The sequence below is a fragment of the Mesorhizobium sp. M0571 genome (assembly GCF_040320985.1).
Classification (GTDB): Bacteria; Pseudomonadota; Alphaproteobacteria; order Rhizobiales; family Rhizobiaceae; genus Mesorhizobium.
In genome coordinates, this window is record NZ_JAMYQT010000005.1 from 240,762 (window position 1) to 260,107 (window position 19,346).

Below are 19,346 nucleotides of genomic sequence, written 5' to 3' on the forward strand. Positions count from 1 at the left end.
TCAGAAAATTGGTGGAAAGACCTAGAAAGCGGGATGTTTCGCCGCTGTCGGGTGGCCGCATTTATGCAACCGCTATTGGATAGTTGGCCGCAGACGGCTGAGGATCGCCCGCACTATGGCCAAGACGCCGTCGACGGCATCGAAGTTTGTCCTGCTTTTACCGACGGTCCATTTAAGGTCGGGTGCTTCGGGCAAACGGAGGTCCTGACAGACAAACCAGCCTGAAAGCATAAAGAGGTCTAGATGTCTCGGATCGCCTTCCGAATAGTAAGGAAATTGGAAGAACAATCTTACGGGGCCACCGTATGCTAGCTTGAAAGTCATCGAGAATCTAATATCATGACCAAATTTGTCTTCGAAGATTCCGCTAAAACTAAGGTCTCGGGCATCGTATTGATGCCATTGCGTCGATAGCCCCAAAGAACTCCAAGCCTTAAGGGTATGGGCTTTCAGCTCCTTGCGATTAGGGAATTTTGCCTCTTCAGGGTTATAGGGAGTAGGCGGATCGACATAGTCCGTCTCGGTTCTCCACTCCTCCGCAGCGCTGCGAAGATCTTCGAAAATCTGAACGATTTTCGGATTTGTCTGCTCGCCGGAAAAAATTGAAATTCGCCATCGAGAAATCATCTCGCACAGTTCTTCGACCGTATGGCCGGATCGCTCTGCCCAATCCGCCGTGGCCAGTATCCACGGCGAATTGTATTTCAACCCAGCAAAAGCTCCGCTCTTGCTGTCGAAATCTTCGATAATCCGAGCAAGAATATCGCGAAGCCCCTGTTTGGGGTTTCCGAAATGTTGCGAGGGTTCGTTCATCGACGCAGCCCAAACTTTGCGAGCGTTTACGTCTCCGAAACACCAGCCTCAGCAAAGCTTGCCATGCGGGCGTGGCATTCGAGCGCTGAACGAACAATGTTGACGGCGAGGCAGGCGCCGGAGCCTTCGCCGAGCCGCATGCCGAGATCAAGCAGCGGCGGCAGGCCGAGCGCTTCGAGCAGGCGGCGATGGCCGGATTCGGCGGAGACGTGGGCAGCGAGTGTGTGGGCGAGGCCTGCCGGGTGCAGTTTCGCCAGGGGTGCGGCGGCGGCGGTGCAGACGAAGCCGTCGAGCAGCACCGGCACACCAAGACGGCGAGCGGCGAGCGTTGCGCCGAAGATGGCGGCGAGTTCGCGCCCGCCAAGCGTGGCTGCGATCTGCAGGGGATCAGTGAGAGCCTCGGCGTGGCGCTTGAGGCCGGCCTCGATGGCGACGATCTTGCGCACAAGGCCGGCATCATCGACGCCGGTGCCGCGCCCGGTCCATCTTTCCGCGCCGCCGCCGAACAGCGCGGTTGAGATGGCCGCCGCCGGGGTGGTGTTGCCGATGCCCATTTCACCGAAGCAGACGAGGTCGAGTTCCCTGCTGACCGCGTCGTAGCCCGCGGAGACAGCGGCGAGGAAGGCCTCGTCGTTCATTGCGGGTCCTTGGGTGAAATCGCCGGTCGGACGGTCGAGGTCGAGCGGGATGACGTCGAGTTCGGCACCGGCAATGCGGGCAAGCTGGTTGATGGCGGCGCCGCCGCCGGCGAAATTCGCCACCATCTGCACGGTGACTTCCGAGGGGAAAGCCGACACGCCTTGCGCGGTGACGCCGTGATTGCCGGCGAAGACGAAGACCTTGACGCGGTCGAGTTTTGGCATGTCGCGGCCCTGCCAGCACGCCAGCCAGGCGGCAATTGTCTCCAGCCGGCCGAGGCTGCCTTGCGGCTTGGTCAGCGTGTCCTGGCGGCGGGCGACGGCGTTGGCCGCGGCGTCGCTGCCTGCAGGCAGGTCGAGGCAGGCGGCACGCAGTTCATCGAGTGATTTGAAAGGCATGGGGGCAAAATCTCCGAAACAGAGTCAGGATAGGGAAACGGAAGCGACGAGCAGGATTGCGATCTCGCCGAGCTGCTGAAGGGCGCCGACGGTGTCGCCGGTTTGGCCGCCGATCTGGTTGAGGCAAAGCGCGCGGAAGGCGGCGAATAACAGACCGAGCAGGATGAGTGCTGTGAAGGCGCCGCCGAGCCCAAGCGCCAGCAGCGCGACCGCGCTAAGCATGGCACCGATACCAGCGGTTTCAGCGGAAACAGTGCCCGCTTCGGCCGAAAGGCCGTCGCTGCGGGACGGCGGCAGCAGGTGCATGAAGGCGCCGAGCAGGCCGCGAGAAGCGGCATGCGCGGCAATGAGGGCCCAGAAGACATGAGCCGGGCCGGCGAGTTCCGAGAGCACGCTCCAGCGGATCAGCAGCGAGACAGCAAGCGCACAAGCGCCGTAGGCACCGATGCGGCTGTCGCGCATGATCTCCAGCTTTCTGTCGCGTGTCTTGCCGCCGCCAAAACCGTCGGCGACATCCGAAAGCCCGTCCTCATGCAGGCAGCCGGTGGCGAGCAAGATCGCCGCAAGGGTCAATGCGGCGGACCCTCCGGCCAGGCCGAGCCTTGTGCCGACGGCGTAGACCAACGAACCGACGAGAGCGACGGCGAGGCCGGCCACGGGCGCCGCCCAGATCGCGGCGGCAAGGCTGCGGCCGCGGAAGTCGGTTCCGGGCAGCGGCAGCCGGGTGAAGAAGACGAGGCAAAGCGCGACGTCTTCGAGGATCTGCCGTTGCGAGGGGATCTGGAGTTTGAGCATGATCTATTCCGAAAACCGGCTACCACTTTTCGGGATCATGCTCTCGCCCCTCGCAATGGCATGAAAGAACGTGCCGCTGACATTGCCGCGCCGGTAGCCGGAGGGGCCGAGCGGATTGCCTTGCCCGTCGGCGAGGTCGGCCAGCGGCTCGTCATCGCCGGTCGCAATCATCTGCGCATAATGGAATTCGTGGCCGCGGATCAGCGTACCTTGGCTGCCGAGCGGACACTCGGAACGCAGCCGTGCCTCGCGGTAACCGAGGTTCATCTTGCGCTTGGCGAAGCTGGTCGAATGACCGAGCAGGCCGAGCATCTGATGCGTCTCGCCGGTTGCTTCCTCGAGCGCCTTTCCGAGCACCATGAAGCCGCCGCACTCGCCATGCACCGGCCGCGTGGCGGCGAACCTCGCCATGCCCGCCCTGAAATTCGCGGCGGCGGCGAGGCGGCCGGCGTGGAGCTCGGGATAGCCGCCGGGCAGCCAGCAGACATCGCAATTGTCGCCGGGCGCTTCATCGGCGAGCGGCGAGAATGGGACGATCTCGGCGCCGGCCTTGCGCCAATGCGCGGCGACATGCGGATAGAGGAAGGTAAAGGCGGCGTCCTCGGCCAACGCAATGCGTTGGCCTGGCGGCGGCAGCGCGTCGCCGAAGTTGCCGGGCGCTGGCGTGAAAGGGGCCGCCAGCGCCATGATCGCGTCGAGGTCGAGCGAGCGCTCGACCATGTCGGCCAGGCGGTCGAGATGCGCCATCAGATTCTCATATTCGCCGGCCTGGACGAGGCCGAGATGGCGCTCGGGCAGGTTGAGCGAGGGATCGCGCAGGATGGCGCCGACGACGGGCAGGCCGAGCGCTTCGATGGCATCGCCGCAAAGCCGGCGATGGCGCTCGCTGCCCAGCCGGTTGAGCACGACGCCGGCCACGCGCACATCCGGATCGTAGGTGGCAAAACCCTTGGCGACGGCCGCCGCCGTGGTCGACTGACCGGAGACGTCGAGCACCAGCAGCACCGGCAGGGCGTAGAGCCGGGCGAGGTCGGCCGCCGAGCCAGAACGGCCTGGAGCAGCAGGGATCCCGTCGAACAGGCCCATGGCGCTTTCGAGGAAGATGAAGTCGGCGTCCTCGGTCGCTTCGCCGGCCAGCGCGTTGAGCAGTGCGGGCGGCATCGCCCAGCTGTCCAGATTGACGCCGGACAAGCCCGTGGCGGCGGTGTGGAAGCCGGGATCGATATAGTCGGGGCCGGATTTGGCGCCGCGCACTTTCAGGCCGCGCCGGGCGAGGGCGCGCAGAATGCCGATAGTGACGCTGGTCTTGCCCGAGCCCGAGCGCGGCGCGCCGATGATGATGGCGCGGGTCATGGCTCACCCGCCAGTGCAGCGCGCATCGCGACGATGCCGCCAATGACAATCAGCGCCGGCGAGGTCAAGCCGGCTGCCGCCGCTTCCTCGGCAATGGTCGCAAGCGTGGCGACGACGATCCGTTCCTGCGGTGTCGTCGCAGCGACGATCACCGCGGCGGGCGTCGAAGGCGCCAGTCCGCCCTCGAGCAGCGAGGCGGTGATCAGCGGCAGATTGGCCATGCCCATATAGATGACCACCGGCTGGCCGGTACGGGCGATCGCCGCCCAGTCGAGATCGTCATCGGTGCCGGCGGCATGGCCGGTCGCCAGAATAAGCGCCTTGTTGATGCCGCGCATCGTGCCGGGAATGCCGGTGGCGGCCAGCGCGCTGAGGCCGGACGTCAGGCCAGGCAGGATGCGGAACGGGATGGTTTCCCCGGCCAGCGCCAGCGCCTCTTCGCCGCCACGCCCGAAAATATAGGGATCGCCGCCCTTCAATCGGACGACGCGCCGGCCCTCGCGCGCCAGCCGGACCAGCAGAGCGGTGATGTCGTCCTGCTTCATCGATGGCTTGCCACCGCGCTTGCCGGCATAGAACAGTTCCGCGCCCTCGGCGACGGCAACCACTTTCGGCGAGACCAGCGCGTCATAGACGAGCGCGTCGCACTGCCCAAGGGCGGCCAGCACTTCCAGCGTCAGGCAGCCGGGATCGCCGGGGCCAGCGCCGGCCAGCCAGACATGACCGGGCTCCAGTTGGCGCGGCTTGAAGTTCAGCCGGGCGAGCGCCTGCTCGACCGTATTGGTTTCGTTTTTGTTGCCGCCGCCGCTCACAATCCGTCCCGCCCGCGAAAACGCCGCTGGTAGTGGGCGTCGTAAAGTGAACTTTCGCCAAAACCTTCCGCCGCCAGCGAGCGGCCGACGAAGATGATCGCCGTGCGCTCCATCGGGTCGGCAGCCAATTGCGCTTCAATTGTCGCTAGTGCGCCGGTCAGCACGCGTTCGTCCGGCCAGGAGGCGCGGAAGACGACGGCGACTGGGCAATCGGCGCCGTAATGCGGCGTCAGCTCGGCGACGACGCGGTCGATGGCGTGGATGGCAAGGTGGATGGCCAGCGTGGCGCCGGTGCGGCCGAAGCCGGCCAGGGTTTCGCCGGGCGGCATTTTCGAGGCGCGGCCGGAGATGCGGGTCAGCACCAGGCTTTGCGCGACTTCTGGAATGGTCAGCTCGCGGCGCAGCGCTGCCGCCGCGGCGGCGAAGGACGGCACGCCCGGCGTCAGCGTATAAGGGATACCATGCTTCTCCAGCCGGCGGATCTGCTCGGCAACGGCGCTCCAGACCGACAGATCGCCGGAATGCAGGCGGGCGACGTCATGGTCGGCCTCGTGGGCTGCCAGATATTCGGCCTCGATCTCGTCGAGCGACATCGGCGCGGTGTCGATCAATTTGGTGCCGGGCGCGCAGTGCTGCAACAGCTCCGGCGCGACGATCGACCCGGCATAGAGGCAGACCGGACAGCTCGCCAGCAGCCTGCTGCCGCGCAAGGTGATCAGGTCGGCAGCACCTGGACCGGCGCCGATGAAATGGACGGTCATGCCGCGTCTCCGCTGATGGCGATGGCGCAGGTGACAGGACCGAGCACGGTGCGCGGCCCGAGCAGTTTCGCGCCTTTGCCGGCAGCAGCAAGCGCGGAGGCTTCGGAAACCGACGGCGTGCCGGCATGCGCCTGCGACAGGTCGGAATTGCTGGTTGTCTGGGACGATACGGCTTCGAGCTCGTCCTCTTCGATAACGATCACCGGAAGGCGGAGTTGTCGTCCGGCGGCGGAGATTGCGTTTTCGTCACGCTTGAGAGAAGCGGTGGCGAGTGCCGAAAGCGCCGTCAGCGCCAATCCGTGCGCTTCCAGCGCGGTTTCTATCGCGGCTAGCACGTCTCTTGCGCTGACGCCCTTGCGGCTGCCGATGCCCGCGACCATCATGGCTTGATCCAGCTCCATTGGGTGACCGGCATAGCCGGCCGCCAGGCCTGCATCGAACCAACTGGCGAAGCACGGGACATGGCGATGCGGGTGAGCTCGCCGCCGAGCGCGGCATGACGGGAAAGCAGCGGCGCCTCCATCTCCAGCGTAACGGCGTTTGCGACGAGGCGGCCGCCGGCGGACAAGGCATCGATCGCGCCGTCCAGCACGCCGGCATCGCTGCCGCCACCGCCGATGAAGATCGCAGCCGGCGTTTCCAGTCCGGCAAGAGCCTGCGGTGCCGCACCTTTGACGACGGCGAGACCGGGAACCCCGCAGGCAGCAGCGTTGCGCCGGATGCGGGCGGCGCGGGCCGGATCGGCCTCAACGGCTATGGCGCGCATGGAGGGATGGGCCAGCATCCACTCGATGCCGATCGAGCCTGAGCCAGCCCCGATATCCCACAGCAATTCGCCGCGCCTGGGGGCGAGGGCGGACAGGGTGATGGCGCGGATCTCGCGCTTGGTGATCTGGCCGTCATGCTCGAACAAATGATCGGCAAGGCCCGCCGTCAGCGGCAGGATGCGTGCTTGCGGAGTCGAATCAACTTCGATCGCGAGCACGTTGAGCGGATTGATCTTTTCAAGATCGAAGGCGTCGGCCCGAGCTGTGCGCAGCCCTTCATTCGGCCCGCCCTGCGCCTCCAGCACGGTCAGCCGCGACGCGCCGAAGCCGAGCTCGGTCATGAGACGGGCAATCGCTCCCGGCGCATCGCCGTCCGAGGTCAGCGCGAGAATGCGAATGGCGGGATGCAGCAAAGGCCGGATCAGGTCGAGCGGGCAGCCATGCAGCGAGACGGTCTCGACGTCCTGCAGCGCCCAGCCCAGGCGTGAGGCGGCCAGCGAGAAGGCCGAGGGCGCGGGGATCACCCGCATATTCGCCGCTGCAACCTGACGGGCCAGGGTGACGCCTACACCGTGGTAGAAGGGATCGCCGGAGGCCAGCACACAGACGCGTCTGCCGGCGAGCGCCAGCACGTCGCGCATCCCGACATCGAAAGGGGCCGGCCAGGCGCGCGCTTCACCTTTGACGAGCGAGGCGACAAGGGCAAGGTGGCGTTTGCCGCCGAAGACGAATTCCGCCTCTGCAATCAGCCGCTTGGCCTCGTCGCCGAGACCCGCTACACCGTCCTCGCCGATGCCGACGATCGTGAGCCATTTTGGAGTGAGCACGGCGGCGCGCGATTGAGCTTCAGCAGGCATGATGACCCACCGCATTCTGATCCTCGGCGGAACCACCGAAGCCCGGCAACTGGCCGGAAAGCTGGCCGCGCGCACGGATATCTCGATCACGCTGTCGCTGGCGGGCCGCACCGAAAACCCTGTCGCGCAAGGGGTGCCGGTGCGGGTCGGCGGCTTTGGCGGCGTCGACGGGCTGGCGGCGTATCTCAGCGAAACACGCATTGACCTGCTGATTGACGCCACGCATCCCTATGCGGCGCAAATCTCCGCCAATGCGGCGGAGGCGGCGCGCCGATCCGGCGTGCCGATCATGGCGCTTAGACGCCCAGGCTGGGAGAGGGTCGAAGGCGACCGCTGGGTCCTGGTCGATACTGTTGTCGATGCAGTCAAAGCGCTGGGACCGATGCCGCGCCGCGTGTTGCTGGCGCTCGGCCGGCAAGAAGTCGCCGCCTTCGAGGCCGCACCTCAGCATCATTATGTCATCCGCAGCGTCGATCCTGTTGAACCGGAACTCGCGGTGCCGAATGCGGCGTACCTGCAGGCGCGCGGGCCATTCCCGGAGGCGGACGAACAGGCTCTGCTTCAGGAACATCACATAGATGTCGTCGTTTCCAAGAACAGCGGCGGCGAGGCGACCTACGGCAAGATCGCGGCAGCGCGGGCGCTGGGTCTTGAGGTGGTCATGATCCGCAGGCCGGCGCTGCCGGACGTTGCGTCGGCTGACACCGTCGAAGTCCTTGCCGCGATGGTCGATCATGTCCTCGAGCCCGCTGCCGAACGCGGCGTATAGACCAGGGCCTGCCGCTCGCCGCGCTTGATGATTCGGGTTTCCGGCGAGCCGATGATGATGCAGGTCGCCATGTCGGCTCTTTGCGCGTCGACGTCCGCCAGCAGGAAAACCTCGATGCGCTCGTCGGGGCGGCCGGCGGCGCGGCCGAAGATGACCGGCGTGGTGCCGGGCAGGATCGCGGCAAGGCATTCGAAGGCGCGGCCTAGCTGCCAGGGGCGCGCCTTGCTGATCGGATTATACAGCGCGATGACGAAGCCGGCGCCGGCCGCAGCCAACAGGCGCAGTTCGATCAGTTCCCACGGCTTCAGATTGTCGGACAGCGAGATGGCGCAGAAATCATGGCCGAGCGGCGCGCCGATGCGGGCGGCGACGGCGAGCATGGCGGTGATGCCGGGCACGATGGCGATGTCGACCGCGCACCATTCGGCCGGCCCTGCCTCGATCGCCTCACAGACGGCCGCCGCCATGGCGAACACGCCGGGGTCGCCGCCCGATACGACCGCAACCTCGTGGCCTTCCGCGGCCTTCAGCAGCGCGTCCCTGGAACGGGCGAGTTCCTCGCGATTGTCGGAGGCGACACGAATCTGGTCCGGGCGCAGCTCGAGCCGGTCGAGATAGGGCTTGTAGCCGTAGAAGAATTTTGCCTCGGCAACGGCGCGGCTTGCTTCCGGCGTCATCTGGTCGGCATTGCCGGGCCCGAGGCCGATGACGGTCAGGCGGCCGCTCATACCCCCGCCTCCATCAATGCTTCGGGACGGCCGGACCAGCCGGCCACCAGCACGATGGCGAAATAGGGCGCCTGGTCGTCCTGCTTGTCGGCAAGCCGCATCGAGACGCCGCCGGGCATGGTGCCGCGTTCCACGTAGATTGCCCGAGCCAGCTTGTCGGTGGCTTCCAGTGCGCGCCGGATCTTGGGCAGGTTGCGGCCGACCTTCATGATCACGGCGGCATCGGTATCGGCGAGGCGGCGGGTCAGCTCGAATTCGCTCATTGTGCCGGGCAGCACGGTCAGCACGTCGTCGCCCTGGACGATCGGCAGACCGGTTGCCGACCAGCAGCCGGACATGGCGGTGATGCCGGGAATGACTTCGGTCGGGAAGCGGTGCGCCAGCCTGACGTGGAGATGCATGTAGGAGCCGTAGAAAAGCGGGTCGCCTTCCGAAAGCACCGCGACCATCCTGCCGGCGCTGAGGTGCGCGGCGACCTTTTCGGCCGATTCCTCGTAGAAATCGGTGATCTGCGAGCGGTAATCGCTGTGATCCTTGTTAATTTCGGTGGTCACTGGATAAAGCAGCGGCAACTCTATCAAATCAGGGCGAAAATGGACGCCGACGATGGCGCGCGCATTGCTGTTGTTGCCGCGCTTGGCGAAATGCGCAACGACATCGGCCTCGGCCAGCGCGCGCACCGCCTTCAGCGTCAAAAGTTCGGGGTCGCCGGGACCGGTGCCGACGCCGACCAGTCGACCTTTTGCGATCGCGTTCATAGGCCCGGCCTCGCCAAAGCGTTGAGGGCTGCGGCGGTCATGGCGCTGCCGCCGAGCCTGCCGCGCACGATGGCGTAGGGCACGCCATAGGAATTTTCGGCCAGCGCAGCCTTCGATTCGGCGGCACCGACGAAACCGACCGGCATGCCGATGATTGCCGCTGGCTTGGGCGCGCCGTCGCGCAGCCTTTCCAGCAGATAAAACAGGGCGGTCGGCGCATTGCCGATGGCGACGACCGAACCACCCATGCGCTCACCCCACAGGTCGATGGCCGCGGCCGAGCGGGTGTTGCCGATCCTTTTCGCGATATCGGCGGTCCGGGGATCGCGCAGCGTGCAGATCACCTCGTTGCCGGCGGGCAGCCGGGCACGGGTGACGCCATGCGAGACCATCTGAGCGTCGCAGAAGATCGGCGCGCCGGCCCCCAGCGCCGTGCGCGCGGCGGCTACGAAATCGCTCGAGAAAACGAAGTGCCTGCAAGCCTCGACCTGGCCGCATGCATGGATCATGCGGATAGCGACGTCGGCCTCGGCCTCGGAAAAGCGCGACAGGTCGGCCTCGGCGCGGATGATGGCGAAAGAGCGCTCATAGATCGCCGTACCATCATGGATGTAGTCGTAGGCGATGGAGTTCTGGGCGGGCATGCTCATTCCTGTCGGTAGATTTCGGTGATGCCGGCCGTGCCAAGCCTTGCCAGGCAGGCAGCAGTGGTTTCGCCGGGATATCGTGCGCTGCGGATTGCCGTTGCAACGCGGCCGATGCCGTGCGCGACGTCGTAGCCCGGCCTGTATCCGGCGGGCAGTGCCTTTGCCGTCCCGTCCACGACAAGTCCGGCTCCGTTTTCGCCGCCGACCAATGTCAGTGCCGCCGGACCGGGATGGGCGCAGCCCTTGGCGCAGCCGGAGATGTGCAGCGTCAAGGAAGAATCGAGGATGTCGCGGTTTTCCACGGCGATGGTCTCGGCGATTTCGCGCGTCGCGATGCGGCCGGAGGCACAAGCCGGTGCGCCGGGGCAGGCGGCGATCCTGGTGCGCGGATCGGCAGCGTCGATGACGAAGCCGAGGGTTGCGGCGGCTTGCTGAAGCAGCAGGCAGGCGGCTGGCGCAAGGCCAAGGAAAAGCAGCGCGCGCTGCGGCGCCGAGCGGACTTCGGTTGCGCCGAGGGTGAGGGCACTCTGCACGAGAGCGATGATTTGGTCCGCAGGCATGCTGCCGAAGGGCAGGCCGATGCCGAGGGCGGTTCCGGCTGCAGCCAAGTCGAAAACTCCGATGGGCCGGCGATCCGTCGCGCCCCCCTCTGTCCTGCCGGACATCTCCCTCACTTGGGGGGAGATCGGCAGCTTCGCCGGCGGCTCACCCTTAGCATCCTTTGCGATTGGCGAAAGCTGAGACGAGGGCGCAATCTCCCCCCCTGTGGGGGAGATGTCCGGCAGGACAGAGGGGGGCGCGACGGAACGCCAATTTGCCAGAGATCTCAGCTGTCTCTCCGTCAAATCCCGCGCATGGGCATCGCGGCCTTTTTCGGCAATCATCCTTAGAATGGCGAGGGCGATGTCACAGGCCGCATCTTCCTCGCCCACGGCGAGCGGCGTCGCACCCTGTGCATCTCCGGCGACGGACACCCGCCATCGAGTTCCCTCGTGCTTCCGCGTGGCGACCAACCTGACATCGGCGATCGCCGTACCTATGCCAAGCTGACCGCCACCATCGACAACGACCGAAACCTTCGGCCCGAGGCGTTGCGTCAGCCCGGCCGCCTCGATGGTTTTGCGAATCCGCTCCGCCAGCGGGCGCGGGTCGGCGATCTCTTCGGGGTCGAGCCCCGCAAGTGGGCCGGTCTCGACCGGCACGCCGATGCGCACCGCGATGCCTAGCGCATCGACCTCCGTCGCCAGCAGCCGGGCGCTTTCGGGCGTCAGGCCGCGTATTTGCAGGCTGCCGCGGGCGGTCACTTCCATGATGCCGTTGCCCTGCCGCAGAGCCGATTCACCGAGTCTGATCAACGACTTCGGCGACAATCCTCCAGCAATCGGGCCTCCAGCAATCGGGCCTCCAGCAATGGGGTTGAGCCGCACCAGCAGCCCGTCGCCGGTTTCCATCGGCGCCGACAAAGCGGGGCAGGCGCCGCGGCGGGAGAAGGCGTTCATGCCGCCACCCCCAGCGCTTGCGCTTCGGCAATCAGTGCCGCGAGATCGTTATCGATTGAATTGCGCAGCGGATGCCAGAGACCGCGCCGCCGTGCCGACAATAAGCGCTCGGCGATGACTTTCGCCGCCACCGGGTTCTCGCGCAGTATGAAGGCGCGGACCACGGGGTCGCCGAGATAGGCGTCGTGCACGGCTTCGATCAGCGTGCCTGATATGGCATTTGTGGTTTCGGCAAAACCGACCAGCCGGTCGACGGTCTCGGCGAATTCCGAGGCGCCGCGCGGCCCGTGCCGCATCTGGCCGGCGATGAAGCGTGGATTGACGGCACGCGCCCGCACGACGCGCGACACGGCCTCGCTCACCGAGCGTGGCTTTGGCTTTTGCGGGTCGGTGGTGTCGAGGACGATGACGTCGGCGTTCTTGCCGAGTGTTGCAAGGGCTGCCGAAAAGCCGCCGATGAAGGCGACATCGGCCGAGCCTTCGAGGATGTCGCGGCCGGGATCGTCGCCGGTGTGGACGAGAAGGTCGGCCTCGGCGATGCGGCCCTCGAACGCGCCGGGTACCGAAAGCCCTTCGCCCTCTGCGCCGCCATAGGCATGCGAGGTGGCGTCGAGATAGGCGCGGCCGATCTCTTCGCGCCCCGCCCAGTCGCCGCTCGACAATAAGTCCTCGACGCCGGCGCCGTAGGTGCCGGGCGAGGTGCCGAAAATGCGTGGGCTGATCTTGCCGTCGGCGCGAGTCTTGGCGGCAAGCGGGTTTTCCGACGCGTCCTCGTCGCGGGCGGCGACGGCGTTGGCTGCAGCGTCGATCAGCGCGATCTGGGTCGGGAACATGTCGCGGAACAGGCCTGAAATGCGCCAGGTGACGTCGACACGCGGGCGGCCGAGCGCTGCCGGCGGCAGCACCTCGATGCCGGTGACGCGGCCGGTGACGGAATCCCATTGCGGCCGGCAGCCCATCAGCGCCAGGCCTTGCGCGATCTCTTCGCCACCGGTGCGCAGCGAGGCCGAGCCCCAGAGGTCGATAACCAGCGAGCGCGGCCAGTCGCCATGCGATTGCATGTAGCCGCGCAAGACCTCGTCGGCCGCCGCCCTGCCGAGATCGAAGGATGTCGGCGTCGGCATGGTGCGCGGGTCGGCGGTAAACAAATTGCGGCCGGTGGGCAGCACATCGCGCCGGCCACGCGCCGGCGCGCCAGCGGGACCGGCGGGGACGTGGCGGCCGTCGAGGGCGGCAAGCAGTGCGGCTTGCTCGGCTGCCGCGCTTTGCCGCCGCAGTGGATCGGCCTCGCCATTGGGCGAGCGGCCGTAGATGTGCAGGCCGTCCTTGATGGCGAAATCCTTGAGATCGCAGAGCCAGGCGTCGATGCGACGCAGCGCTTCGTCGGGGGCGTCGGTTCCGGCGACACCCGCCTCGGACGCGAGCCCGGTCGTTTGGGCGGTTTCGACGATCAGCTTCGCCAGCCGGTCGCGGCGGCGGCGGTCGAGCCCGTCGGCCTGGGCATATTCGTCGACCAGTCGTTCAAGCCTGTGCTGGTTTTCGTCCAGCCCGGCGCCGGTCAGCGGGGGCGGCAGATGGCCAAGCGTGACGGCGGCAATGCGCCGCTTGGCTTGTGCTGCCTCGCCTGGGTTGGAGACGATGAAGGGATAAATGACGGGCAGGGCGCCGGTGACGATCTCGGGAAAACAGGCTTCGCTAAGCGCGACGGTTTTGCCGGGCAGCCATTCCAGCGTGCCATGCGCACCGACATGGACGAGGGCATGGACGCCGAGGGACTTGCGCAGCCAGAGACCAAAAGCGATCAGCGCATGGCGCGGCGGCAGCGTCGGGTCGTGATAGTCGGCACGGCGGTCGGCCGAACGCCCGCGATCGGGAGCCAGCGCCACGGTGACGTTGCCGAAGGTGGCTGCGCGGAAGGGGAATTTTGCGGCGGTAGGCGCCTGAACACCCCCCTCGCACAAACCTGTCTCATCTGCCGCGTTCCCCCATGCGGCCTCCACCGCAGCGATGGCCGCCGACGGCAATTTCTTCGAGAAGGTCAGATAGTCCTGCAAAGCCAGCCCTTGGTCAGCCGACTCCAGCTCCTCCAGCAACTCACGCGGCGTTTGCGGAATTTCTTCAACGGCGTAGCCCTGTTCGCTCAGGTCGTGCAGCATGGCCAGCACGCTGGACGGCACGTCGATGCCGACGGCGTAGCCGGTGCGGCCGGGGGCGCTCGGATAATCGGGGATCAGGATGGCGAGCCTGCGCTCCGCGCGCGGCGTGCGCTGCAGGCGCACGAAGGCTTCGACACGGTTCGCCACCTGCGCCACGCGGTCCGGCTCCGGCCGGTTGGCGAGGGCGCGGAAGGCCAATGCGGGATCGGTCTCGCTTTCGCTCTTGAACGAAATAGCGCCGGCGAGGATGCGGCCGTCGAGTTCCGGCAGGACGACATGCATGGCGAGGTCGGCGGGCGCAAGGCCTCGCTGATTGTTTTGCCAAGTGTCGCGGCGTGTCGTCGCGACGATCACCTGGAACACTGGCACGCCGGCGCGGTCGAATAGGGTTTCGACGCCGGGCTCGGCGCCCGAGGCGAAGGCGGTCGCGGTGATGATTGCGGCAGGCTTCAACGATGCAAGCACGGTCTCGACGAAGGCGAGCGACGCGGGGTCCTTGAGGCTGGAGACGAAGATCGGCACGGGAACCATGCCGCGCGCTGTCAGCGCTTCAAAAAGCGCGTCGATGGGCGCGACATCGGCGGCGAGCAGCATCGAACGGTAGAAGAGGATTGGGATGACGGGGGCGACCTCTCCCTCCCCCTCGAGGGGAGGGTGGCCCGCAGGGCCGGGTGGGGTCGTTGCGGAAGTGCTCGACGCTTTCTGTTGGCGCGCTTCAAAGTGTTGGCACGCTTCAGAGAGGACCCTACCCCCGGCCTGCGGCCGGACCCTCCCCTCGAGGGGGAGGGGAACGTCGCGCTGTACGACGCCTAGTCCTGGTTGATAGTGGCCGACTTTCGGCACGCTGACCGGTTCGGCGACAGCCGCGTCTTGCCCCGCCAGTCGCGCCAGCCTCTGCACCAGCGCCGTCATATTTGCCGGGCCGCCTTCGCGGAAATAGTCGAGCAATCCATCGAGCTCTTCGCGCGGCAACGTCGAGCATTCGATCAGCCGCAAATCCTCGTCGCGGCATTCGCCGGGCAGCAGCGCCAGTTTTATGCCGCGCGCCCGGGCGGTCGAGGCAAGCTGGTCGCAGCCATAGCGCCACCACTCATAGCCGCCGAGGATGCGGACCAGGATAACCTTGGCGTGCCGGGCAACGCTGTCGATCCACAGGTCTACGGACATCGGATGGCGCAGATCGCGCAAGGCCGCGAGCCGCATCGACGGCAAGCGATCCGCATCTGCCTTCCACGCCGCCGCCAACCCTGCCAGGTCGCTGTCGGTGAAGGACAGCGCCACGACATCCGCAGGCGTTTGCCTGAGATCAACAGGCTCGGCGAGATCGTCGAGCGAGGCGGATGTGGTGGTGAGGATGTGCATCGCGGTTCGTGCTTTGTCAGCCGGCGAGGATACGCTCGATGGCCGGGCGGTTCAGCCCTTTCAGTCCGATGACGACGAGGCGCGAGCGGCGATCGTCTTCTGCGGTCCAGGCGCGGTCGTAATAATGGTTGACGCGCGGACCGACCGCCTGCAGCAAGAGCCGCATCGGCTTGCCACCGACCTCGACGAAACCCTTGACGCGCAGCACGTTTTCTTCCTCCGCAGCCGTGGCGACGCGCTGTGCCAGCTCGTCCGGGTTGGACACCGACGCGATGTCGATGACGAACGAATCGAAATCGTCATGCTCGTGGTCGAGTTCGTCGTCGTGATGGGTCTTGCGGTTCTCGATGTCGTCCTCGACGGCGAGGCCGAGGCCGAGCAGCACAGACGGATCGACCTTGCCTTGTGAGGTCGGCACGATCTTCACCGCGCGCGCCACGTGCTTGCCGATGACGGCATTGGCGCGGGCCGAGCCGGCGGCGTCCATCAGGTCGCTCTTCGACAATATGATCAGGTCGGCGCAAGCGAGCTGGTCTTCGAACACCTCCTCGACCGGATCGTCATGGTCAAGCGTCTCGTCCTGCGCGCGCTGCGCCCGCAGGGCGTCCATGTCATTGGCGACGCGGCCATCGGCCAGGGCCGGTCCGTCGACCACGGCAATGACGCCGTCGACTGTCACCCGGCTCTTCACCGACGGCCATTGGAAGGCCTGGACCAGCGGCTTGGGCAGAGCGAGGCCGGAGGTTTCGATCAGGATATGGTCGACCCTCGGCGTCAGCGACAGGATCTGGTCCAGCGCGGGGACGAAATCGTCGGCGACGGTGCAGCAGATGCAGCCATTGGCCAGTTCGACGATGTTTTCCTCGGGGCAAGTTTCAATGCCGCAGCCCTTGAGAATCTCGCCGTCGATGCCGATGTCGCCGAACTCGTTGACGATGATGGCCAGCCGCTTGCCTTTGGCATTTTCGAGCAGATGGCGGATCAGCGTCGTCTTGCCGGCGCCGAGAAAGCCGGTGACGACGGTGCAGGGCACGCGGGAGACGGAAGCGGTCATATCTGATCCTTCAAAAGGTCGAGGGGAGGGATTCGAGCCACAAGGCCGCGCTTCAGGCAATCGGGGCGGCCGCGCCATGGAATGAGACCGTCCGTCGAGGTGGCGAAGAGCTTTGCGCCAGCGACGAGATCGGCACCGCTGGTCTTGGTCAGGTCGCCGAAGACGTAGCTCCAGCAGCCGTCGCGCAGGATGGCGGCGCTGAGCCGGCGCTTGCAGTTGCCGAGGCATTCGACGGTGCGGATATTGATGTTTTCGCCGGAAGCGGCGCGGCGTGTGTCCTCGGCAAGCAGCTCGCCGGCGCGGGGATGAGCGTCCGAACCGGTCTCGTCACGGCAGGAAGAGCAGACGATCACGGTAACGCCGGCCAGGGAATCGCCATGGCCGGACAATAAATCCGCTGTCTCAGCCAAAAAACTGCTGTCGCGTTCCAAATCAGGCTCCTTGCCCGGAAAACCCGCCAGGCGATCGGATTCTTATGTCCTAGACGGCAGGTCTCCTGGCTCGCGGGTCATCGCCTTGATGCCGCCTTCCCGGGAACGTCCCAGTGGTTTTCGGCCGAGGCTCGTCGCTTACAGTTGCGGGGACAGCCGCGGATTTGAAATCTTGCGATCTCGCACCGCATTCCCTCTTGGCTCCTCCCTTTGCCGAGAGGAGACCGTCTGAAGCGGATTTAGGCTTGTGGAGGCAGTTGTGTCAACGCACGTCTACGGCGGCAACATCGGCGAGCGGCTGGCCTAGGTCCCCGGCAGCCGTCACCTCGATGCGCTCAAGCCCGAGCCAGCCCTGCATCAGCTTCAGTTCCTCGAAGAGTTGGGCCGCGGTTTCAGCCGGCGCGCCGGGTTCGGCGTAGGCGGCATGGACACGCAGCACGCCGGCCGGGCGGTCGGCCTTGAGGTCAACGCGCGCCACGATCCTGTCGCCGAGCAGGAAAGGCAGCACATAGTAGCCGTATTGGCGCTTTTCGGCCGGCGTGTAGATCTCGATACGGTAGCGGAAGTCGAACAGTCTTTCGGTGCGCGACCGCTCGAAGACGACCGGATCGAACGGGGCAAGCAGGGCGCGTGCCTCGATCTTGCGCGGAAAACGGGCGTCCTTGTGGAGATAGGCTGTTTTATCCCAGCCTTCGACGCGTACCGGCAATAGCTCGCCCGCCTCGACCAGTTCCTCGATCCGGCCCTTGATGTCGGCGGGAGAGAGGCGGAAATAGTCGCGCAGGTCGCCTGCTGTCGCAACGCCGTGGGCGCGGGCGGAGATACGCAGCAATTCGCGATGCGCGTCCTCCGCGGAGGGCACCGGCAGGGCTAGGATCGCCGGCGGCAGCACGCGTTCGGGCAGATCGTAAAGCCGCTCGAAGCCGCGACGCGACGCCGTTGTGATGCGGCCGGCCCAGAACAGCCATTCGAAAGCGTGCTTGGCGTCGCTCCAGCCCCACCAGCCGCCGGAGCCTTTCTGGCCTTCGAGAGCGGATGCGGCGATTGGGCCGCGATCAACCACCGCGCGATAGATGTCTTCAATGTAGGCAACGCGTTCACGCCCCCATTTCGCCAGCCCCAGATACATCTCGTCGCCGCGCTCGGCCCGCTGCATGCGCCAGCGCATGAGCGGATAGGTCTCGACCGGCAGGAACGAGGCTTCGTGCGCCCAATATTCGAAAACCAGGCGCTTGCGCGTCACGGCGGCGTCGTCGAGCAGCGCCAGCTTGTAGCGGCCAAGCCGCGAATAGAGCGGCATATAATGGGCGCGCACGACAGCACTGACGGAATCGATCTGCAGCAGGCCGGTACGGGCAAGCACCCGGGCCAAATGCCGGCGGTCGGGCGTGCCGGTAGGGCGCGGGTCATTGAATCCCTGTGCCGCCAGCGCGATGCGGCGGGCCATGGCGAGCGAGATTTTTTCCTTTATCAAGGCGGCATCCTGATGATGTCAGACAGAGCAGAGGACCTGCGATTCCGTGCCATGCTAGCAGGGTTTTGGCGGGATCCATGTCAGGAGAGAAAAGTGGAGTGAAAAGTGAAGGAAATCAAACAGGAGCGGATCGGACCAGTTTTCCCGGATATGCCGTCCAGCGCCGCGATTTGAACAAGGTTTGACTTGCTTCGCCGAAAGCGCTGCGCTAACCCTCGCCGCGTTGCAGCATAGAGCCCCCTAAAACGGTTCAGTGGTTAAACTGTCACGCTTCCGCAAGTGGGTCCCGTGCTGTAATCAGAGTGGATTGGCCGCCAACGGAAAGCTGCAGCATGAACGCATTGTTGAGTTCGTACCTGCCCATCGTCCTGTTCATCGGCGTGGCGCTGGTTGTCGGCCTGGCGCTGCTTGCCGCACCCTTCCTGGTCGCCTATCGCAACCCCGATCCGGAAAAGCTTTCGGCCTATGAGTGCGGCTTCAACTCGTTCGACGACGCCCGCATGAAGTTCGACATCCGCTTCTACCTGGTGTCGATCCTGTTCATCATCTTCGATCTGGAGGTGGCCTTCCTGTTTCCGTGGGCGGTGTCGTTCAGCCAGATCGGCATGCTCGGTTTCTGGTCGATGATGGTGTTTTTGGCGGTGCTGACCATCGGCTTTGCCTATGAATGGAAAAAAGGAGCGCTGGAATGGGATTGAACGACAGTTCCGGCACGCTCGTCGCGCCGAAGCCCAAAGGCCTCATCGACCCCAACACCGGCAGGCCGGTCGGGTCTGACGACCCGTTTTTCCTGGAGATCAACAACGAGCTCGCCGACAAGGGTTTTCTCGTCACCTCGACCGAGGCGCTGATCACCTGGGCGCGCAGCGGTTCGCTGATGTTCATGACGTTTGGCCTCGCCTGCTGCGCCGTCGAGATGATCCATACCTCGATGCCGCGCTATGACTCGGAGAGGTTCGGTGTTGCGCCTCGCGCGTCTCCGCGCCAGTCCGACATCATGATCGTTGCCGGCACGCTGACCAACAAGATGGCGCCGGCGCTGCGCAAGGTCTACGATCAGATGCCGGAGCCGCGCTACGTCATCTCGATGGGCTCCTGCGCCAATGGCGGCGGCTATTATCATTATTCCTATTCGGTGGTGCGCGGCTGCGACCGCATCGTGCCGGTCGACATCTACGTGCCCGGCTGCCCGCCGAGCGCCGAAGCGCTGCTCTACGGCATCCTTCTCCTTCAGAAGAAGATCCGCCGCACCGGCACGATCGAGCGGTGAGCG

The 19,346-nt window shown here is 65.8% G+C and carries 19 protein-coding genes and 1 riboswitch; of the genes, 3 read left to right on the top strand and 16 right to left on the bottom strand.

What is annotated here, in order from left to right; translation table 11 throughout:
- Nucleotides 1-72: 72 nt before the first annotated feature.
- The 8 genes from NKI85_RS09175 to cbiE are packed head-to-tail and all read right to left on the bottom strand — an operon-like array spanning nt 73 to nt 7,195.
- Entirely contained in the window at nt 73-813 is a 741-nt protein-coding gene (locus NKI85_RS09175; RefSeq protein ID WP_352776632.1) for a hypothetical protein, read from the bottom strand.
- Nucleotides 814-839: 26 nt separating this feature from the next.
- Nucleotides 840-1,850: a nicotinate-nucleotide--dimethylbenzimidazole phosphoribosyltransferase gene (cobT, locus tag NKI85_RS09180; protein ID WP_352776633.1), complete on the bottom strand. Its 1,011-nt coding sequence runs from the start codon at nt 1,848-1,850 to the stop codon at nt 840-842.
- Nucleotides 1,851-1,874: 24 nt separating this feature from the next.
- On the bottom strand, nt 1,875-2,645 hold the full coding sequence (cobS, locus tag NKI85_RS09185; protein WP_352776634.1) for an adenosylcobinamide-GDP ribazoletransferase: 771 nt from the start codon (nt 2,643-2,645) through the stop codon (nt 1,875-1,877).
- A gap of 3 nt (nt 2,646-2,648) precedes the next feature.
- Nucleotides 2,649-3,998 carry a cobyrinic acid a,c-diamide synthase CobB gene (locus tag NKI85_RS09190; RefSeq protein WP_352776635.1) on the bottom strand — a complete coding sequence of 450 codons (1,350 nt, stop codon included), beginning with the start codon at nt 3,996-3,998 and terminating at the stop codon, nt 2,649-2,651.
- Nucleotides 3,995-4,810, bottom strand: a complete 816-nt coding sequence (gene cobA, locus NKI85_RS09195) for a uroporphyrinogen-III C-methyltransferase (RefSeq protein WP_352776636.1) — start codon at nt 4,808-4,810, stop codon at nt 3,995-3,997. Before cobA ends, NKI85_RS09190 begins: the two co-directional genes overlap by 4 nt.
- On the bottom strand, nt 4,807-5,571 hold the full coding sequence (cobM, locus tag NKI85_RS09200) for a precorrin-4 C(11)-methyltransferase (RefSeq protein WP_352776637.1): 765 nt from the start codon (nt 5,569-5,571) through the stop codon (nt 4,807-4,809). The genes cobA and cobM overlap by 4 nt, the downstream gene beginning before the upstream one ends.
- Complete coding sequence (locus NKI85_RS09205) at nt 5,568-5,954, bottom strand: cobalamin biosynthesis protein (protein WP_352524442.1); 387 nt, start codon at nt 5,952-5,954, stop codon at nt 5,568-5,570. The genes cobM and NKI85_RS09205 overlap by 4 nt, the downstream gene beginning before the upstream one ends.
- Nucleotides 5,951-7,195 (bottom strand): precorrin-6y C5,15-methyltransferase (decarboxylating) subunit CbiE, encoded by a 1,245-nt coding sequence (gene cbiE / locus NKI85_RS09210; RefSeq protein ID WP_352776638.1) that lies wholly within the window; start codon nt 7,193-7,195, stop codon nt 5,951-5,953. The genes NKI85_RS09205 and cbiE overlap by 4 nt, the downstream gene beginning before the upstream one ends.
- A gap of 1 nt (nt 7,196) precedes the next feature.
- Between cbiE and NKI85_RS09215 the strand changes: the two genes are divergently transcribed.
- Nucleotides 7,197-7,964, top strand: a complete 768-nt coding sequence (locus tag NKI85_RS09215; protein WP_352524482.1) for a cobalt-precorrin-6A reductase — start codon at nt 7,197-7,199, stop codon at nt 7,962-7,964.
- On the opposite strand, the gene NKI85_RS09220 is transcribed toward NKI85_RS09215, so the two are convergent.
- The 8 genes from NKI85_RS09220 to NKI85_RS09255 all read right to left on the bottom strand — a co-directional run bounded on the left by NKI85_RS09220 (nt 7,928) and on the right by NKI85_RS09255 (nt 18,070).
- Nucleotides 7,928-8,692 carry a precorrin-3B C(17)-methyltransferase gene (locus NKI85_RS09220; RefSeq protein WP_352776639.1) on the bottom strand — a complete coding sequence of 255 codons (765 nt, stop codon included), beginning with the start codon at nt 8,690-8,692 and terminating at the stop codon, nt 7,928-7,930. The two genes, NKI85_RS09215 and NKI85_RS09220, sit on opposite strands and share 37 nt — an antisense overlap.
- On the bottom strand, nt 8,689-9,450 hold the full coding sequence (locus tag NKI85_RS09225; protein WP_352776640.1) for a precorrin-2 C(20)-methyltransferase: 762 nt from the start codon (nt 9,448-9,450) through the stop codon (nt 8,689-8,691). The genes NKI85_RS09220 and NKI85_RS09225 overlap by 4 nt, the downstream gene beginning before the upstream one ends.
- Nucleotides 9,447-10,100, bottom strand: coding sequence for a precorrin-8X methylmutase (locus NKI85_RS09230; RefSeq protein ID WP_352524447.1), 654 nt, complete (start codon nt 10,098-10,100; stop codon nt 9,447-9,449). Before NKI85_RS09230 ends, NKI85_RS09225 begins: the two co-directional genes overlap by 4 nt.
- Nucleotides 10,097-11,596, bottom strand: a complete 1,500-nt coding sequence (gene cobG, locus NKI85_RS09235; protein ID WP_352776641.1) for a precorrin-3B synthase — start codon at nt 11,594-11,596, stop codon at nt 10,097-10,099. Before cobG ends, NKI85_RS09230 begins: the two co-directional genes overlap by 4 nt.
- Nucleotides 11,593-15,114, bottom strand: a complete 3,522-nt coding sequence (gene cobN, locus NKI85_RS09240; protein WP_352776642.1) for a cobaltochelatase subunit CobN — start codon at nt 15,112-15,114, stop codon at nt 11,593-11,595. Before cobN ends, cobG begins: the two co-directional genes overlap by 4 nt.
- A gap of 16 nt (nt 15,115-15,130) precedes the next feature.
- Nucleotides 15,131-16,168 (bottom strand): cobalamin biosynthesis protein CobW, encoded by a 1,038-nt coding sequence (gene cobW, locus NKI85_RS09245; RefSeq protein WP_352776643.1) that lies wholly within the window; start codon nt 16,166-16,168, stop codon nt 15,131-15,133.
- On the bottom strand, nt 16,165-16,599 hold the full coding sequence (locus NKI85_RS09250) for a DUF1636 family protein (RefSeq protein WP_352776644.1): 435 nt from the start codon (nt 16,597-16,599) through the stop codon (nt 16,165-16,167). Before NKI85_RS09250 ends, cobW begins: the two co-directional genes overlap by 4 nt.
- A 38-nt stretch (nt 16,600-16,637) precedes the next feature.
- Nucleotides 16,638-16,843, bottom strand: a riboswitch (cobalamin riboswitch).
- Between the two features lie 18 nt (nt 16,844-16,861).
- Nucleotides 16,862-18,070 carry a winged helix-turn-helix domain-containing protein gene (locus NKI85_RS09255; RefSeq protein WP_352776663.1) on the bottom strand — a complete coding sequence of 403 codons (1,209 nt, stop codon included), beginning with the start codon at nt 18,068-18,070 and terminating at the stop codon, nt 16,862-16,864.
- Nucleotides 18,071-18,405: 335 nt separating this feature from the next.
- On the opposite strand from NKI85_RS09255, the gene NKI85_RS09260 reads away from it, so the two are divergent.
- Entirely contained in the window at nt 18,406-18,771 is a 366-nt protein-coding gene (locus tag NKI85_RS09260; protein ID WP_023798850.1) for an NADH-quinone oxidoreductase subunit A, read from the top strand.
- Complete coding sequence (locus NKI85_RS09265; RefSeq protein WP_023670824.1) at nt 18,762-19,343, top strand: NuoB/complex I 20 kDa subunit family protein; 582 nt, start codon at nt 18,762-18,764, stop codon at nt 19,341-19,343. Before NKI85_RS09260 ends, NKI85_RS09265 begins: the two co-directional genes overlap by 10 nt.
- Nucleotides 19,344-19,346 lie beyond the last annotated feature (3 nt).

Coding starts and splice junctions, on each gene's coding strand:
- NKI85_RS09190 (WP_352776635.1), bottom strand. CDS start 3,998: ATGACCCGCGCCATCATCATCGGCGCGCCGCGCTCGGGCTCGGGCAAG.
- NKI85_RS09265 (WP_023670824.1), top strand. CDS start 18,762: ATGGGATTGAACGACAGTTCCGGCACGCTCGTCGCGCCGAAGCCCAAA.
- cobT (WP_352776633.1), bottom strand. CDS start 1,850: ATGCCTTTCAAATCACTCGATGAACTGCGTGCCGCCTGCCTCGACCTG.
- cobG (WP_352776641.1), bottom strand. CDS start 11,596: ATGAACGCCTTCTCCCGCCGCGGCGCCTGCCCCGCTTTGTCGGCGCCG.
- NKI85_RS09205 (WP_352524442.1), bottom strand. CDS start 5,954: ATGATGGTCGCGGGCATCGGCAGCCGCAAGGGCGTCAGCGCAAGAGAC.
- cobM (WP_352776637.1), bottom strand. CDS start 5,571: ATGACCGTCCATTTCATCGGCGCCGGTCCAGGTGCTGCCGACCTGATC.
- NKI85_RS09230 (WP_352524447.1), bottom strand. CDS start 10,100: ATGAGCATGCCCGCCCAGAACTCCATCGCCTACGACTACATCCATGAT.
- NKI85_RS09175 (WP_352776632.1), bottom strand. CDS start 813: ATGAACGAACCCTCGCAACATTTCGGAAACCCCAAACAGGGGCTTCGC.
- cobN (WP_352776642.1), bottom strand. CDS start 15,114: ATGCACATCCTCACCACCACATCCGCCTCGCTCGACGATCTCGCCGAG.
- cbiE (WP_352776638.1), bottom strand. CDS start 7,195: ATGCCTGCTGAAGCTCAATCGCGCGCCGCCGTGCTCACTCCAAAATGG.
- NKI85_RS09225 (WP_352776640.1), bottom strand. CDS start 9,450: ATGAACGCGATCGCAAAAGGTCGACTGGTCGGCGTCGGCACCGGTCCC.
- cobW (WP_352776643.1), bottom strand. CDS start 16,168: ATGACCGCTTCCGTCTCCCGCGTGCCCTGCACCGTCGTCACCGGCTTT.
- NKI85_RS09220 (WP_352776639.1), bottom strand. CDS start 8,692: ATGAGCGGCCGCCTGACCGTCATCGGCCTCGGGCCCGGCAATGCCGAC.
- NKI85_RS09215 (WP_352524482.1), top strand. CDS start 7,197: ATGACCCACCGCATTCTGATCCTCGGCGGAACCACCGAAGCCCGGCAA.
- NKI85_RS09260 (WP_023798850.1), top strand. CDS start 18,406: ATGAACGCATTGTTGAGTTCGTACCTGCCCATCGTCCTGTTCATCGGC.
- cobS (WP_352776634.1), bottom strand. CDS start 2,645: ATGCTCAAACTCCAGATCCCCTCGCAACGGCAGATCCTCGAAGACGTC.